The sequence below is a fragment of the Pectobacterium odoriferum genome (assembly GCF_009931295.1).
Taxonomy (GTDB): domain Bacteria; phylum Pseudomonadota; class Gammaproteobacteria; order Enterobacterales; family Enterobacteriaceae; genus Pectobacterium; species Pectobacterium odoriferum.
The window spans coordinates 375030-390657 of the sequence record NZ_CP034938.1 but is presented as its reverse complement, the minus strand read 5'-3'; the positions used below and the strand labels follow the sequence as shown (position 1 = coordinate 390657).

At 52.7% G+C, this 15628-nt stretch carries 16 protein-coding genes and 1 other RNA gene; 7 read left to right on the top strand and 10 right to left on the bottom strand.

Features of this window, described 5'->3' with window-relative positions; translation table 11 throughout:
* Positions 1 to 374: 374 nt before the first annotated feature.
* From parE to nudF, 5 genes are all read right to left on the bottom strand, one after another.
* Positions 375 to 2270 carry a DNA topoisomerase IV subunit B gene (gene parE / locus EO763_RS01745; RefSeq protein ID WP_039493019.1) on the bottom strand — a complete coding sequence of 632 codons (1896 nt, stop codon included), beginning with the start codon at positions 2268 to 2270 and terminating at the stop codon, positions 375 to 377.
* An 84-nt stretch (positions 2271 to 2354) separates the two neighbouring features.
* On the bottom strand, positions 2355 to 2936 hold the full coding sequence (gene yqiA, locus EO763_RS01740) for an esterase YqiA (RefSeq protein WP_161527881.1): 582 nt from the start codon (positions 2934 to 2936) through the stop codon (positions 2355 to 2357).
* Positions 2936 to 3763, bottom strand: coding sequence for a 3',5'-cyclic-AMP phosphodiesterase (gene cpdA / locus EO763_RS01735; RefSeq protein WP_161527880.1), 828 nt, complete (start codon positions 3761 to 3763; stop codon positions 2936 to 2938). Before cpdA ends, yqiA begins: the two co-directional genes overlap by 1 nt.
* 107 nt (positions 3764 to 3870) lie before the next feature.
* Entirely contained in the window at positions 3871 to 4302 is a 432-nt protein-coding gene (locus tag EO763_RS01730) for a DUF1249 family protein (RefSeq protein WP_005975547.1), read from the bottom strand.
* A 4-nt stretch (positions 4303 to 4306) separates the two neighbouring features.
* Positions 4307 to 4939 carry an ADP-ribose diphosphatase gene (gene nudF, locus EO763_RS01725; protein WP_161527879.1) on the bottom strand — a complete coding sequence of 211 codons (633 nt, stop codon included), beginning with the start codon at positions 4937 to 4939 and terminating at the stop codon, positions 4307 to 4309.
* A gap of 338 nt (positions 4940 to 5277) precedes the next feature.
* Here nudF and tolC point away from each other — a divergent pair, with 338 nt between their 5' ends.
* From tolC to EO763_RS01710, 3 genes are all read left to right on the top strand, one after another.
* Positions 5278 to 6669: an outer membrane channel protein TolC gene (gene tolC, locus EO763_RS01720; RefSeq protein ID WP_161527878.1), complete on the top strand. Its 1392-nt coding sequence runs from the start codon at positions 5278 to 5280 to the stop codon at positions 6667 to 6669.
* A gap of 264 nt (positions 6670 to 6933) precedes the next feature.
* The gene (locus tag EO763_RS01715; RefSeq protein ID WP_010297420.1) at positions 6934 to 7608 is read left to right on the top strand and encodes a DUF1190 family protein; all 675 of its coding nucleotides are present in this window, start codon (positions 6934 to 6936) and stop codon (positions 7606 to 7608) included.
* Positions 7609 to 7619: 11 nt separating this feature from the next.
* Complete coding sequence (locus EO763_RS01710; protein WP_161527877.1) at positions 7620 to 8780, top strand: glutathionylspermidine synthase family protein; 1161 nt, start codon at positions 7620 to 7622, stop codon at positions 8778 to 8780.
* Between the two features lie 186 nt (positions 8781 to 8966).
* Here the strand turns inward: EO763_RS01710 and ygiD are convergent, their stop codons facing one another.
* From ygiD to rsmI, 5 genes are all read right to left on the bottom strand, one after another.
* The gene (gene ygiD / locus EO763_RS01705; protein WP_161527876.1) at positions 8967 to 9752 is read right to left on the bottom strand and encodes a 4,5-DOPA-extradiol-dioxygenase; all 786 of its coding nucleotides are present in this window, start codon (positions 9750 to 9752) and stop codon (positions 8967 to 8969) included.
* A gap of 176 nt (positions 9753 to 9928) precedes the next feature.
* Positions 9929 to 10216, bottom strand: a complete 288-nt coding sequence (locus tag EO763_RS01700) for a type II toxin-antitoxin system RelE family toxin (RefSeq protein ID WP_161527875.1) — start codon at positions 10214 to 10216, stop codon at positions 9929 to 9931.
* Positions 10206 to 10460, bottom strand: a complete 255-nt coding sequence (locus EO763_RS01695) for a type II toxin-antitoxin system Phd/YefM family antitoxin (RefSeq protein WP_161527874.1) — start codon at positions 10458 to 10460, stop codon at positions 10206 to 10208. Before EO763_RS01695 ends, EO763_RS01700 begins: the two co-directional genes overlap by 11 nt.
* Positions 10461 to 10625: 165 nt before the next feature.
* Positions 10626 to 11004, bottom strand: an RNA gene (gene rnpB / locus EO763_RS01690) — RNase P RNA component class A.
* Between the two features lie 25 nt (positions 11005 to 11029).
* Positions 11030 to 11917: a 16S rRNA (cytidine(1402)-2'-O)-methyltransferase gene (gene rsmI, locus EO763_RS01685; RefSeq protein WP_039493033.1), complete on the bottom strand. Its 888-nt coding sequence runs from the start codon at positions 11915 to 11917 to the stop codon at positions 11030 to 11032.
* Between the two features lie 61 nt (positions 11918 to 11978).
* Here rsmI and EO763_RS01680 point away from each other — a divergent pair, with 61 nt between their 5' ends.
* The 4 genes from EO763_RS01680 to dolP are packed head-to-tail and all read left to right on the top strand — an operon-like array spanning position 11979 to position 15566.
* Entirely contained in the window at positions 11979 to 13997 is a 2019-nt protein-coding gene (locus tag EO763_RS01680) for a penicillin-binding protein activator (protein ID WP_161527873.1), read from the top strand.
* A complete protein-coding gene (locus EO763_RS01675) occupies positions 13994 to 14350 on the top strand; it encodes a YraN family protein (protein WP_425281360.1) in 357 nt (118 codons plus the stop codon). Before EO763_RS01680 ends, EO763_RS01675 begins: the two co-directional genes overlap by 4 nt.
* A 41-nt stretch (positions 14351 to 14391) precedes the next feature.
* Positions 14392 to 14982 (top strand): DnaA initiator-associating protein DiaA, encoded by a 591-nt coding sequence (gene diaA, locus EO763_RS01670; protein ID WP_161527872.1) that lies wholly within the window; start codon positions 14392 to 14394, stop codon positions 14980 to 14982.
* Positions 14983 to 14993: 11 nt separating this feature from the next.
* Complete coding sequence (gene dolP, locus EO763_RS01665; protein ID WP_103861636.1) at positions 14994 to 15566, top strand: division/outer membrane stress-associated lipid-binding lipoprotein; 573 nt, start codon at positions 14994 to 14996, stop codon at positions 15564 to 15566.
* Positions 15567 to 15628 lie beyond the last annotated feature (62 nt).

Sequence of the window (15628 nt, the reverse complement as noted above, 5' to 3'; positions counted from 1 at the left end):
TACAACCGTACTGACTCCTGAGTGCTAATGCACCACGGATGATGGTTAAAAGAATTGACTGGCATACTTATTAGTATGGTTCTAAAAATCAGATGTGTATGCGTACATCTGGAAAGGTTGAGGAAAGTAGGCAGGAATATCTGAATAACATCCGAAATGCAGGTAATGAATTGATTCTAAATATGATTCAACAAGGGCGACTCCTCCACCATCCGACTTATGGAAGGAAACCCCATGATGTTTTTACCATTGAAGCATTTCATTTTAGGAGCCGAAATAGACATAATAAACCGTCCCAAAAGCTCCCCAGCTTAAAAGACGGCTAATGTTTACCTTTTGTTCGAGTTATTCATCAAACTCGACGCTTGTTAGCGCTAGACCTCAATCTCCGCCTTATCGCCTTTCTCTTGCAGCCAGTTGCGGCGATCTTCCGAGCGTTTCTTCGCCAGCAGCATATCCATCATCGCCATCGTCTGATCCATATCCTCTTCGCTGATGGTCAGCTGCACCAGACGGCGAGTATTCGGATCCAGCGTGGTTTCGCGCAGCTGTAGCGGGTTCATTTCACCCAGACCTTTAAAGCGCTGCACGTTAGGCTTGCCTTTCTTGCGCTTAAGCTGCTCCAGCACGCCCGCTTTTTCCTCTTCATCCAGCGCGTAGTACACCTCTTTGCCCAGATCGATACGGTACAACGGCGGCATCGCGACATAAACATGCCCGCCCTGAACCAGCGCCCGGAAATGGCGAACAAACAGCGCACACAGCAGCGTGGCAATGTGCAGACCATCGGAGTCCGCATCCGCCAGAATACAGATCTTGCCGTAACGCAGCTGGCTGAGATCGGCACTGTCAGGATCGATACCGATCGCCACCGAAATATCGTGTACTTCCTGCGACGCCAAAACTTCATCGGAGGAGACTTCCCAGGTATTCAGGATCTTACCTTTCAGCGGCATGATCGCCTGAAATTCACGCTCGCGTGCCTGTTTCGCCGATCCGCCCGCCGAATCCCCTTCCACCAGGAACAGCTCCGTCCGGTTGAGATCCTGCGAGGTACAATCGGCCAGTTTGCCTGGCAACGCCGGCCCGCTGGTCAGCTTTTTACGCACCACTTTTTTGGCAGCGCGCATACGGCGCTGAGCGCTGGAAATAGCCAACTCAGCCAGCTGTTCCGCAGCCTGCACGTTCTGGTTCAGCCACAGGCTGAAAGCGTCCTTCACGACGCCGGACACAAACGCGGCACACTGACGAGAAGAGAGACGTTCCTTGGTCTGTCCGGCAAACTGCGGTTCCTGCATTTTGACCGACAGCACGTAAGCACAGCGTTCCCAGATGTCATCTGCACTCAGCTTCACGCCGCGCGGCAGAATATTGCGGAATTCACAGAATTCACGCATCGCATCCAGCAGCCCTTGGCGCAGGCCGTTAACGTGCGTCCCGCCCATCGGCGTCGGGATAAGGTTAACGTAGCTTTCCGTCAACAGCTCGCCGCCTTCCGGTAGCCAGAGCAGCGCCCAGTCTACGGCTTCCGTATCGCCAGTAATCGACCCCAGAAACGGTTTTTCCGGCAGCGTGATCAGGCCATTTACCGCCTCGCACAGGTAGTCATTCAGGCCATCCTGATAGCACCAGCGCTGCTCGGTGTTGTTAACTTTATCTTTGAAGATGATTTCCACACCGGGGCATAAGACCGCTTTGGCCTTCAGCAGGTGCGTCAAACGGGATACGGAAAAACGAGGGCTGTCGAAGAATTTTTCATCCGGCCAGAAATGCACGCGCGTCCCAGTGTTACGACGTCCACAGGTGCCAGTGACGGAGAGTTCCTGCACTTTATCGCCGTTTTCAAACGCGATGTCATATACCTGACCGTCGCGCTTAACAGTGACTTCAACACGGGTAGACAGGGCGTTCACCACGGAAATCCCTACGCCGTGCAAGCCGCCCGAGAATTGGTAGTTTTTACCGGAAAATTTGCCGCCCGCGTGCAGGCGACACAGGATCAGCTCAACGGCGGGTACGCCTTCTTCCGGGTGGATATCCACCGGCATCCCACGACCGTCATCAATCACTTCCAGCGACTGATCGGCGTGCAGAATCACATCAATACGGCGTGCATGACCCGCCAGCGCTTCATCAACGCTGTTATCTATGACCTCTTGTCCCAGATGGTTAGGACGCGTGGTATCGGTGTACATTCCCGGACGACGGCGCACCGGTTCCAGTCCGCTGAGTACTTCAATCGCATCAGCGTTATAACTTGATTGAGCCATAGTTTGCGTTAATTCTTTGAGTTCAGTGAATGGTGTTTAACGAACCGCTTTCAGCGATTCGTTTTTCAATGCATATGCGGCGATTCAGTCTGTCGTGAGCCCTAAAAAATTCACAATCGGTGTGAAAAAGCGCTCAAATCCGACAAAGGCATGGTTGCCCTCTGACTCCACAGTTTGACGGCAGGCCGTGTAATACGCGACTGCCTGACGATAGTCCAGAACCTCATCCCCTGTCTGCAACAGCAGCCAGAGCAAATCCGGCGATTCCAGTCGGTCAACCTGCATGACCTTCAGATCGTAAACGTGCCGAGACTCTAGCACATATTGTTCACCGGTGTAGGGGTTCTGATATTCTCCGAGATGGTCCAGCAACAGTTCAAACGGCTTCACCGCAGGATTCACCACCACGGCAGGCAGCATAAAACACTGGGATAACCAGGTGGCATAATACCCCCCCAGAGAAGAGCCAACAATGCCCACCGGACGACCGGCCCGCTCCATAATCAGCGACTCCATCATCTCAGCCGCCTCCGACGGATACGGTGGAATCTGTGGAATCACCATATCAATTTCAGGGTGCCGCTCTGCCAGCCACGTTTTCAGGGCCGTCGCTTTCGCCGACTGTGGCGTGCTGTTGAAGCCGTGCAGATAAAGAAGCGTTGGCATTAGTAACCGTCCGAATCCATGTCAGGCAGGAATTCGCTACCCGACAGACGATAGACCTCGGTTTCCAGACGGCCATCCGGCAGCAGGTCCAGATAGCGCCAGCCCGGCGCCACGTCATCAATGGTGAAGTTAGTGCAGTGTGGTTTGAACTGTACGCAGGTCGACGGCGTGGCCAGCAAGCGGCGGCCATGCCAGTCAAAATCCATCTCCTGATGAATATGTCCGCACAGTACGGTGTTCACCTGTGGATAGCGATCCAGCACCGCAGACAGATTATGCGCGTTACGCAGGCTATGCTGATCGAGCCAGGTACAGCCGGAAGGATGCGGATGATGGTGCAGCAGTAACAGCGTAAAGCGATCAGGCTGACTTTTCAGGCTGCGCTCCAGCCATTCAAGCTGGTATTCGCTCAGCTCGCCGTGTGGGACGCCAAATACCTGACTGTCCAACAAGATGATTTGCCACTTGTCGCCCAGCAGCACATGCTTGGACGGTGCAATACCGGCGTCAGCCAGCGCATCGACCATCGCCGGTTGGAAATCGTGGTTACCCGGAAGCCATACACAAGGTGCAGGGATCTGCACAATCCCGCGTGAAAAATGGTGATAGGCTTGCAGCGTGTGATCCTGTGCCAAATCGCCCGTCGCGACGATCAAATCAAACGCATCCTGCCGAGCCTTGATGGCATTCAGCACAGCGTGATAGCTACGATAGGTGTTGATACCCAGCAAGGTTTCATGCTCGCCCGCAAAAAGATGGGTATCAGTTATTTGTAAAATCCTGACTCTGGCGCCACTCGCCACAGGCAGTGTCAACAGGCTTTCCAAATGGTGTCCTTGGTTACGTAAATCTGTCTCTACCCGTCATCTTTCAAATTGCAGAATATGCTGCCTTCCCTTGTTGGCTCGACTGTCGCCGTCCTGCGTCTTGAAATCTATTGGGTATCAAAAACCGGTATCGACATCGAACCATACGCCAAACAATACTTTAGCCAATCAGCAAGAAACTGATTAATTTGATGCTTTTCGTCACGTTGATGTAACTTCTTATTAGGATAATCATAACGTGCTTTGAAACGAAAGATCTGCTGGCTGGCACACACTTCCGCAACCAACGCATCATGATACAACCTAACGCTCATCATTGGCAGGCTCCAATAGCTGACAGCGGGCGCCGTCTGCTTAATTTCGACCAATGAGGTGTAGCGAGTAGACTCAAGGATTGTCAGTTGATAGACCGCATTATTGACGTGATAAACCGCGATTTCGCCGACTTCATCAATTTTTGGCAGCAAACGCCGCAATTGCATGAAGTTGGTTTCACATAGCCTCATCATGGCCGGGAAATCCGGAGTATAACGTTTCATAAATTCACTCCACCCACTCACGTTTCAGTTCTTCATGGTGCAATGCCAACCATTGCAAGGCAATGACAGATGCGGCGTTATCAACAATACCTTCTTCAACCCATTGATAACTTTGTTTACGGCTCACCACATGTACGCGGATATCTTCATTCTCTTCCGCCAGGCCGTGAATGCCTTTCGCCGTACGCGTATCCACTTCGCCCACCATCACCGCCAGACGCTCGCTGGTGCCGCCGGGACTCGCAAGATAGTTGATTATCGGTCGGCAACGGCCAACCCTTAATCCGGCTTCTTCCTCTGCTTCGCGCCGCGCCACCTCTTCGTGGCTTTCTCCTGGCTCAATCATGCCAGCCACCAGCTCAAACAGCCAGGGAGAAGCACTGGTGTCGTAGGCAGCGATACGAATCTGTTCTATTAATACCACTTCATCACGCACCGGATCGTAAGGCAGCAACACTACAGCATGGCCACGCTCTAAAATCTCGCGGCTGACTTCACCGCTCATGCCGCCATTAAACAGGCGATGACGGAAACGGTAACGTTCCAGCGAAAAAAAACCGTCGTACAGCGTTTCACGTGCAATAATTTCTACATCATCTTTGGTGAAAGTAACCGGACCAGATACGGAAGACGCCATGGCAGTACTCCTGTAACAAGTATTAATGGAATCCGGTATTGTATGGCGGAATCCGCTATCATTATACTCATCATTGTTTTTGAACGTTTATTAGGCGTGACGTCGGCTAAGTGAGGGGGATTTCCCCCCCATTGCACCACTTTTCGGTGCCTTACTGAACAGAAAGACGCCACACTGAATCATCCAATGGGTCAATTTACCTGACTCTGTGGACATATTCCGCTGAAAGATGGCACGTTCAGCTACCTTATCCTATTGGCAGATTCTGATAGAATCGACAATTATTCGTCTACAGACAGCGCTACCATAGCGAGATTGCTGCACAACAAGGAATGCAAATGAAGAAATTGCTCCCTCTTCTTATTGGTCTGAGCCTGGGCGGTTTTAGCGCCATGAGTCAGGCGGAAAACCTGTTACAGGTCTACCAGCAGGCAAAAAGCACCAACCCTGATTTACGCAGCTCTGCGGCAACCCGCGACGCCGCGTTTGAAAAAATCAACGAATCACGCAGCCCGTTACTGCCGCAGTTGGGAATCAATGCAGGTTATACCTATAACAAGGGTTACCGCGACAGTAATGGCGTCAACAGCAACGAAAAAAGCGCTGCATTGCAGCTAACCCAGACGCTGTTCGACATGTCGAAATGGCGTGCGCTGACGTTGCAGGAAAAACAAGCGGGTATTGAAGACGTCACTTATCAGACCGCGCAGCAAAACCTGATGCTGAACACCGCAACCGCTTATTTCAACGTCCTGCGTGCGATTGACTCGCTGTCTTACATCAATGCGCAGAAACAGGCAATTTATCGTCAGTTGGATCAAACGACACAGCGCTTCAATGTAGGTCTTGTGGCGATTACTGACGTTCAGAACGCCCGCTCACAGTATGACAGCGTGTTGGCAAATGAAGTGTTAACGCGTAATACGCTGGATAACGCACTGGAATCATTGCGTCAGATTACCGGCAATTTCTACCCGCAGTTGGCCGGTCTGAATATCGAGCGTTTCTCTACCCAGAAACCTGAAGCGGTTAACAACCTGCTGAAAGAAGCCGAAAACCGCAACCTGAACCTATTGTCCGCACGTTTGAGTCAGGATTTGGCACGCGAGCAAATTCGCTCCGCCGAGACAGGCTATATGCCGACGTTGGATCTCACCGCATCAACGGGTGTGAGCGATACCCGCTATTCCGGCTCACGGACGAATGGCGGCAACTTTAGCGATACCGACGCAGGACAGCACAGAGTAGGCATCAATTTCACCCTGCCGCTCTACAGCGGCGGTGCGACTAACTCTCAGGTGAAGCAAGCACAGCACAGCTATGTTAGCTCTAGTGAATTGCTGGAAAGCGCACACCGTTCTGTGATTCAGACGGTACGTTCATCGTTTAACAATATTTCAGCATCCATCAGCAGCATCAATGCTTACAAACAGGCTGAAGTGTCTGCACAAAGCTCGCTGGATGCGATGGAAGCCGGTTATCAGGTAGGAACACGTACCATCGTTGACGTACTGGATGCCACCACCACGCTTTATAACGCCAAACAGCAGCTCTCTAGCGCACGTTATGATTACCTGATCAATCAGTTAAACATCAAGTCCGCACAGGGCACGTTGAGCGAAACTGACCTGCAAGCGCTGAATGCGTCACTGGGTCAACCGGTATCTACCACGCCGGCCGTAACCGACAACAGCGCTCCGCTGGCAACTACTGCCTCAGCACAACGTTAATCAGCTAGCCGCGTTTATCGATACAGATGGGGAACTACGGTTCCCCTTTTTTATGTCGATGTTTTTGCAGAACCACGCAACCTCATCAAGTTGCAGAAGACGTATTCACCTTTCATTAAGCGAAACGTTGCACAACATAATGTATAGCAACGTAAAGACGCCTTCAGTTACACCTATTGCCGCTTTAAATTCAAGCAGCGTTACCCTATCCTTAGGCACACTTATTTGTTATTGGCCGTGATGCTTTGATCTGGGATAAACACGATGAAACGTACAAAAAATATTAACCAGGAAACGTTCCGCAAGGAATGGCGGACGCACCGTCTGGCACCTGTTGCTTTGGCCGTCAGCGCCGTATTTTTCCTCGCTGGCTGCGAACAAACTGATGAAACCGTCTCCCTCTACCAGAATGCGGATGATTGTTCGTCAGCTAACCCGTCGATGGCAGCCCAATGCACCACCGCGTACAATAATGCGTTAAAAGAAGCAGAAAAAACGGCCCCGAAATACGCCACGAAAGAAGACTGCGTAGCGGAATTTGGCGAAGCGCAGTGTACTCAAACGCCTGCACCGGCACAGGCCGGTATGGCAGCAGAATCGCAGCAGGGTGGGGGTATGTCTTGGATGCCGTTGATGGCCGGTTACATGATGGGCCGAATGATGGGTGGCGGCGCCGGTTTCGCACAGCAGCCGCTTTTCAGTCCAAAAACGCCAGCCAGCCCGGCCAATGGTCAGTTCGTTGATGCCGCAGGTAAAAACTACGGCAACGCAACGACAGGCCGCTCAATGACCGTGCCTAAAACCGCATTGGCACCGAAGCCTGCAACCACCTCGACCATCACGCGTGGTGGCTTTGGTGAAACCGTCGCGAAGCAAAACAGCATGCAGCGCAGTAGCGCCAGTTCAAGTTCCAGCTCTTCCCGTAGCATGGGCGGCTGAGGACGTATTGAATGAAGCGGATAGATATTACAGCGCGTCCTGACTGGCAGGAAAAAGCCACCGAGTTTGGTTTTCGTTTCCACACCATGTACGGCGAGCCCTACTGGAGCGAAGAGGCTTACTACCAATTCACGCTTGCTCAGATCGAAGAACTGGAAGAAACCACAGCAGAACTGCATCAGATGTGTCTGCAAGTGGTGGAAAAAGTCATCAGCAGTGACGTACTACTCGCCAAATTCCGAATTCCCAAACACACCTGGGAATTCGTCAGACATTCATGGCGGACCAATCAGCCTTCGCTGTATTCACGCCTCGATCTGGCGTATGACGGCAAGTCCCCTGCAAAACTGCTGGAGAACAATGCCGATACGCCAACGTCGCTGTACGAAGCGGCCTTTTTCCAGTGGCTCTGGCTGGAAGATCAAATCAACGCCGGAAATCTGCCGCAGAATTCTGACCAGTACAACAGCATTCAGGAAAAGCTGATCGAACGTTTTGAAGAGCTAAAACTGAATCACGGCTTCGGCTTGCTGCATTTCGCCTGCTGTCAGGATACGGAAGAAGATCGCGGTACGGTGCAATACCTTCAGGATTGCGCGCTGGAAGCGGGTCTTCCGAGCGAGTTTCTGTACATTGAGGAAATTGGCCTCGGTGAGAAAGGCCAGTTTACCGATCCTGAAAATCAGGTGATTGGTAATCTGTTCAAGCTGTATCCGTGGGAGTTCATGCTGCGCGAGATGTTTTCCACCAAGCTGGAAGATGCGGGCGTGCGCTGGCTGGAACCGGCCTGGAAAAGCATCATTTCCAATAAAGCACTGCTGCCGATGCTGTGGGAAATGTTCCCTAATCACCCCAATCTGCTTCCTGCCTACTTCGCGGAAGATGAGCATCCCGAGCTGGACAGCTACGTCATCAAGCCGCTGTTTTCACGCGAAGGGGCGAACATCCAGATCGTCGAAAACGGCAAAGAGATTGCATCAGCCGACGGCCCTTACGGCGAAGAAGGGATGATCGTCCAGCAGTACCATCAACTGCCGAAATTCGGCGACAGCTACACGCTGATTGGTAGCTGGCTGGTGAACGATCAACCTTGTGGTATCGGCGTACGTGAAGATCGCGCCCTGATCACGCAAGATCTCTCGCGCTTCTATCCGCATACCATTCTGGATTAAGCATCAGAATATACTCTAAATAATTCGAGTTGCATGGCGGCGGCAAGAGAAGACATCCCGATGAGCTTACTCAGGTAAGTGATTCGGGTGGCGAAGCGCAGCCAACATGCATGCAGCTTGAAGTATGACGAGTATATAAGGCACGGCTCTCGCCGTGCCTTACTCATTTCTGTCGCAAAAAGCGTATTATCCCACCTGTACCGACAGCATACTCAGCGATCCCATTTCGAGCCCATCGACCGGAATGCTAATTGCCTCTTTGCCGTCCCAGCTTCCCAGCACATAGAGCAGCGGGAAATAGTGATCGGGCGTCGGGTTGGATAATGCGGCACCGTCATGCTGCATAAAATTAACCAACGGATGGTCGTCTCCCTGATAAGCCAGGTTATCACGCACAAATTGATTGAATGAGATGGCCCACGGATATGGCTCCGCGTCACCATCCCATTTCACCATCCGCAGGTTATGCACGACGTTGCCACTGGCCACAATCATGAAGCCTTCATCACGCAGTGCCGCCAGCTTGCGCCCTAATTCATAGTGATACGCACCAGGCTGCGTACCGTCCACACTCAGTTGCACAACGGGAATATCCGCATCGGGATACATCTTGATCAGCACGCCCCAAGAGCCGTGATCCAAACCCCATTGGCTTTGATCGGCAGTAACAGGATACGGTGCCAGCACCTGCTGGATTCTCGCCGCCAACTCAGGCGAGCCAAGGGCCGGATACTGGGTATCAAACAGCGCCTTCGGGAAGCCACCAAAGTCATGGATGGTGCGTGGGTTCTCCATCGCCGTCACGGCCGTACCACGGGTATACCAGTGGGCGGAAACCGCGATAATCGCCTTCGGACGCGACAGCGTCTCACCCAGCGTTTGCCATGCCTGAGTATACACATTGCTTTCCAACACGTTCATCGGGCTACCGTGGCCGAGGAACAGTGCAGGCATCCGAGAAATGTTGTTCATGATCATATCCTCTGAAAAATGTCAGCGAGCGTGCAGCCGCACGCGATGGCCTTACTTTACGCGCTTTATGACACAGAAAAAGTCAGAGTTATGTGATGGAGAACATCAATTAATTTGAAAGGTATTACACGGTAAGAAAAACCATCGACAAGGGATAGGACTCGCAAAAGACCAGATTAAGCAGAACGACCTTTAGTATCAGAATAAATCTGGCTACCTTCGCGCTTTCCAACGCCCATAACCATCACAGTAATGGTCTCATCCTGGACCAAATACACCAGCCTGTAGCCAGCGGACTTCAGTTTAATTTTATACTGGTCTTTACGGCCATGAAGTTGGGCTGAAGGAACACGAGGATTTTCCAAACGCTCAACCAGCTTTTTCTTGAACTGCTCTCGGACAGGGCGCCCTAATTTTTCCCATTCCTTCAATGCAGAAGGCACAAATTTTAACTTATAGGTCATCGGGCGAAATCTCTTCCGCGTCAGCTAGTTCTGACATCCGGTCATCAACGGTACGCCCCAGTTCGGCATCTTCAGCCAGTTCCATTAAATAAGCGAATACGGCAGGAGGCACACAGTAGAACACCGGCTCATTCCGGTTCAGTATAGCGATAGTTTCACCTTCAGCAGCCCGTACTGTACCCATTGGGTCACGTTTCAACTCAGTGATGCTGGCAGCGGTGTTAGTTAGGATATTAAAAGCCATAATCTCAATCACTCAATTCGGTTAGTCAAAGGTGACTTAAACATACTAATAATAGCACTTTTAAAAGCACTTATTATAGTATTTCCTAAGCATCGTTTTACACTGACCGTTAAGCCGCTTTCTTTCATAAAAAAGCAAAACCCCGCCGAAGCGGGGTTTCATGATGAAGGGAGTTGACCGTTAAGCCGGGTTCTGTCGTGGACAGTCATTCATCTAGGCCAGCAATCACTCACTGGCTCAAGCAGCCTACCCGGGTTCAGTACGGGCCGTACCATGTGAACCCCTATTTGGCCTTGCTCCGGGTGGAGTTTACCGTGCCACGAACTGTTGCCAGTCGCGCGGTGCGCTCTTACCGCACCCTTTCACCCTTACCTGATCCCACTTGCATGGGCCATCGGCGGTTTGCTCTCTGTTGCACTAGTCGTAGGCTTGCGCCTCCCAGGCGTTACCTGGCACCCTGCCCTATGGAGCCCGGACTTTCCTCCCCTCCACCTGTCTCCCCCGAAAGGGACGGCAGTGAAGCGGCGACTGTCTGGTCAACTCCGGCGCGGATGATAGGGCAAATTGCCCTACTTGTCATCCCCCGATTCACCGCTATCGCCTTCTTGCTCCAGCCCGTAGCGGTAAAGCGCGTTTTTCTTCACGCCGTGAATTTCAGCCGCCAGCGCAGCCGCTTTCTTCAGCGGCAGCTCAGCACGCAATAGTGCCAGCGTGCGCAACGCTTCTGCTGACAGCGCGCTGTCATCAATCTGATGCCCTTCTACAATCAGCACCATTTCCCCTTTGCGACGGTTCTCATCTTCTTTCACCCAGGCCAGCAGTTCGCCCACGGGCGCGCCGTGAATCGACTCCCAGGTTTTGGTGATTTCGCGTGCCAGCACCACGTAGCGCTCGGCTCCCAGCACCTCGCTGATATCCTGCAGGCTGTCCAAAAGACGATGTGTGGATTCGTAGAAAATCAGCGTGCGGGTTTCTTCTCCGAGCTCACGCAGCTTATCTTTACGCCCTTTCGTTTTGGCGGGCAGAAAACCTTCATAGCAAAAACGGTCAGACGCCAAGCCGGACGCGGAAAGCGCCGTGATCGCCGCGCACGCGCCCGGCAGTGGCACCACGCGAACGCCCGCTTCACGGCAGCGTCGAACCAAATGGTAGCCGGGGTCGTTAATCAGCGGCGTGCCCGCATCGGAAACCAGCGCGATGCTTTGTCCTGACTGCAATTTAGCCAGCAATACATCCGCTTTTTGTTGTTCGTTATGATCGTGTAATGCGAACAGTCGCGCATTAATCGCAAAATGTTGTAACAGCAGACCGGTATGGCGGGTATCCTCTGCGGCGATCAGATCAACGCTCGCCAATACCGCCAACGCACGCTGCGTGATGTCGCCCAGATTGCCGATTGGCGTGGGGACAATGTAGAGGGTAGATGCAGAAATGTCTGCTTGTTGGTCTTGATTCATTGTTTCATCCGGGTTGCCGATTTAATATTGAGCATCTTTAAAAAAAATCACTGGATACAGTATGCTTCCCTTTCATTTCGTCCGTACCCAGGCAGGGCGTGTTATCCCTGTTTTGTTAGCGGCACTGTTTCTCGCAGGCTGTCCAAGCCATGCACCGCAGAGCCCGCCACCCGAGGTTCAGGGCAAAGCTGACGCATCATCCGATTATTATCTGCAGCAGATGCAGCAAAGTAGCGATAATAACAAGGCTGACTGGCAATTACTTGCTATTCGTTCCCTGCTACAGGAAGGGAAAGCCCCTCAGGCAAGCCAGCAGTTCAACGCACTGCCAGAAAAATTGAGTGCGGCGCAAAAGCAAGAACAGCAGTTACTTAGTGCGGAACTGTCCGTCACCCAAAACAATATGGATGCGGCCAAAGCGGCGCTGAGCCAGCTTGATGTGGGCGCACTTTCCGATCAGCAGAAACAGCGTTACTACCAAACGCAAATCAAAACAGCACAAGGGCGTCCTTCCATTGAGCTGCTGCGGGCCTATATCGCCCAAGAGCCGCTGCTGAAAGGCGACGAGCATCAGATGAACCTCGATCAGACCTGGCTGGCATTGACGCAAATGTCACCGCAGGAGTCGAACTCACTGCTGATTAATGCGAATGAAAATGTGCTGCAAGGCTGGGTCGATCTGCTCAATAACTATCAGGATAACCGAACTTCTCCCGATCAGTTAAAGAGCGCGATTCAGGACTGGCAAACCCGCTATCCGCACCATCCTGCTGCAAAAACGCTGCCTACGCCGTTGAGTCAGGTCATTAACTACCAGCAGTCATCGGTGAACAGCATCGCATTGCTGTTGCCACTCAATGGTCAGGCGCAGGTTTTCGCCAATGCCATCCAGCAAGGCTTTAACGCAGCAAAGAACGGCCAGATAGCCACTGCTGCCGTCTCTGCCCCTGTAGCACCTTCAGCGGACGCTACGCAAACTGAACAGGTTACCCCACCGTCAGAGGGTCAGAGTGCCCAATCGCCCGCACCGTACAGCGATCAGGCGATAGCCTCCCCGACGCCTGCACCGGAAGCACAGGCGACCAGCGCTGGGCTGTCCAGTTCGCTCCCAGTCAAAGTGTATGACACCTCTTCACAGCCGCTGGCAAATATTCTCACGCAGGCACAGCAGGATGGCGCATCGCTGGTCATCGGCCCGTTGCTGAAAAATGAAGTGGATCAGTTGGCGAACAGCCAGTCACCGCTGAATATTTTGGCGTTGAACCAGCCGGAACACGTCGAAAATAGCTCTAACATCTGCTATTTCGCCCTCTCTCCAGAGGATGAAGCCCGAGACGCGGCAAAATTTATCCATCAGCAGGGTAAACAGCAGCCGCTGATCTTAGCCCCTCGCGGTGCGCTGGGCGACCGTATCATTAACGCATTCGCGCAGGCCTGGAACCAGCAAAGCGGCACCAGCTCGCTGCAACAGCGCTTTGGCAACACGGCGGAATTAAAGCAGGCCATCAATAGTGGCGCGGGCTTAAGCCTGAGCGGTCAACCCGTTAACGTGTCGCAGCAGCAAACACCATCGGGCACCACCATCGGCGGCTTAACCATTCCCTCTCAGGTTCAGCCTACGTCCAGTTCGTCCGTCAGTGGCAACATTGATGCGGTCTATATCATCGCAACGCCAGATGAGCTGGCGCTGATTAAGCCGATGATTGATATGCGTACCACGTCACGCGCACGTCCAGCGCTCTATGCCAGCTCACGTAGCTTCCAGGCTGGATTAGGGCCAGACTTCCGCCTCGAAATGGAAGGTTTGCAGTTTAGCGATATCCCGCTGTTAGCCGGCGCAAACCCGGCGCTGATGCAGCAGGTCAGCAGCCAGTTTAAAAACGATTACTCATTAGTCCGCCTGTATGCCATGGGGATGGATGCCTGGACGCTCGCCAGCCACTTTGGTGAAATGCGCCAAATTCCGGGTCACCAGATTCCTGGCGCAACGGGGATGTTAAGCGCAGGGCCGGATTGCACCATCAATCGGCAGTTAACCTGGCAGCAATATCGTCAGGGCCAACTGGTACCCGTTCTCTGAATCAGCGAGCGGCTGGTGCAGTTTACGAACAACAGGCCCGGCGTTATCTTGAACGCGCGGGCCTGACCTTCACCGCCGCGAATGTTACGCTACGCGGCGGCGAACTGGATTTGATCATGCGCGATCGCCATATTTGGGTGTTTGTTGAAGTGCGCTATCGGCGCAACGCCCATTTTGGCGATGCGGCAGCCAGCGTCACCCGACGCAAACAGCAGCGGTTGTTGCACGCCGCCACCGTGTGGTTGGCGCAACGAGGTGCCAGCTTCGACACGGTGGATTGCCGTTTTGACGTGCTGGCAATTACAGGCGAACAGTTCGACTGGCTCCCTAACGCCTTTGCCGCACAGGGATAACACATCCTTGATGAATTTCAATTTACGTAGGTTAATTCAACGTGCTGGATAGAATAAAAGTTTGTTTTACCGAGAGTATTCAAACGCAGATTGCAGCGGCAGAAGCCTTGCCTGACACCATTTCCCGCGGCGCAATTGTAATGGTGCAGTCTCTGCTAAACGGCAACAAGATTCTGTGCTGTGGTAACGGAACATCGGCAGCCAATTCGCAGCATTTTGCCGCCAGCATGATTAACCGCTTTGAAGCAGAGCGCCCAAGCTTACCGGCTATCGCACTTAATGCGGATAATGTGGTCTTAACTGCGATAGCCAATGACCGCTTGCATGAAGAGGTCTATGCCAAACAAGTCAGAGCGTTAGGTCAGGCTGGCGACGTACTACTGGCAATTTCAACCCGTGGCAACAGTCGCGATATTGTTAAAGCCGTAGAGTCTGCCGTTACCCGCGACATGACGATTGTCGCCCTGACCGGCTACGATGGTGGAGAACTGGCTGGGCTGCTCGGGCCGCAGGATGTGGAGATTCGCATCCCGTCACACCGCAGTGCTCGTATTCAGGAAATGCACATGCTGACAGTAAATTGCCTGTGCGATTTAATTGATAACACACTTTTTCCACACCAGAACGATTGAAGGAGCACTACATGAGGATAAGTTCTGCATTTGCCGTGCTGTCTATCGCCCTGCTGCTACAAGGCTGTGTCGGGGTTGTTGCTGTTGGCAGTGCTGTGGCAACCAAAACGGCCACTGACCCGCGTACCGTAGGCACGCAGGTTGACGATGGCACACTGGAAGTCCGCGTGACAAATGCAATCAGCAAAGACGAGCAGTTGAAAAAAGAAGCCCGTATCATTGCAACGGCTTATCAGGGGAAAGTATTGTTAACAGGACAGGCGCCGAGCACAGAAATGGCAAGCCGAGCTAAGCAAATCGCCCTCGGCGTGGACGGGGCAGCCGAAGTCTACAACGAGATCCGCCAAGGCACGCCGGTTTCAATGGGAACCGCCTCCATGGATACCTGGATCACCACTAAAGTTCGCTCGCAGATCCTGGCAAGCGACACAGTTAAATCCTCTAACGTCAAAGTCACAACGGAAAACGGCGAAGTCTTCCTGTTAGGTCTGGTGACACAGCGTGAAGGCACCTCCGCCGCAGAAATCGCCAGTAAAGTTGGCAGCGTGAAACACGTCACGACGGCCTTCACCTACCTGCAATAACGCGATTTTTTCTTTAAAAAACAAAAACCGCTGATGACTCCATCAGCGGTTTTTTTATCTCT

Coding starts and splice junctions, on each gene's coding strand:
- EO763_RS01695 (WP_161527874.1), bottom strand. CDS start 10,460: ATGGCTTTTAATATCCTAACTAACACCGCTGCCAGCATCACTGAGTTG.
- nudF (WP_161527879.1), bottom strand. CDS start 4,939: ATGGCGTCTTCCGTATCTGGTCCGGTTACTTTCACCAAAGATGATGTA.
- ygiD (WP_161527876.1), bottom strand. CDS start 9,752: ATGAACAACATTTCTCGGATGCCTGCACTGTTCCTCGGCCACGGTAGC.
- EO763_RS01680 (WP_161527873.1), top strand. CDS start 11,979: ATGCTTCCCTTTCATTTCGTCCGTACCCAGGCAGGGCGTGTTATCCCT.
- EO763_RS01710 (WP_161527877.1), top strand. CDS start 7,620: ATGAAGCGGATAGATATTACAGCGCGTCCTGACTGGCAGGAAAAAGCC.
- EO763_RS01730 (WP_005975547.1), bottom strand. CDS start 4,302: ATGAAACGTTATACTCCGGATTTCCCGGCCATGATGAGGCTATGTGAA.
- parE (WP_039493019.1), bottom strand. CDS start 2,270: ATGGCTCAATCAAGTTATAACGCTGATGCGATTGAAGTACTCAGCGGA.
- tolC (WP_161527878.1), top strand. CDS start 5,278: ATGAAGAAATTGCTCCCTCTTCTTATTGGTCTGAGCCTGGGCGGTTTT.
- yqiA (WP_161527881.1), bottom strand. CDS start 2,936: ATGCCAACGCTTCTTTATCTGCACGGCTTCAACAGCACGCCACAGTCG.
- EO763_RS01700 (WP_161527875.1), bottom strand. CDS start 10,216: ATGACCTATAAGTTAAAATTTGTGCCTTCTGCATTGAAGGAATGGGAA.
- rsmI (WP_039493033.1), bottom strand. CDS start 11,917: ATGAATCAAGACCAACAAGCAGACATTTCTGCATCTACCCTCTACATT.
- dolP (WP_103861636.1), top strand. CDS start 14,994: ATGAGGATAAGTTCTGCATTTGCCGTGCTGTCTATCGCCCTGCTGCTA.
- EO763_RS01715 (WP_010297420.1), top strand. CDS start 6,934: ATGAAACGTACAAAAAATATTAACCAGGAAACGTTCCGCAAGGAATGG.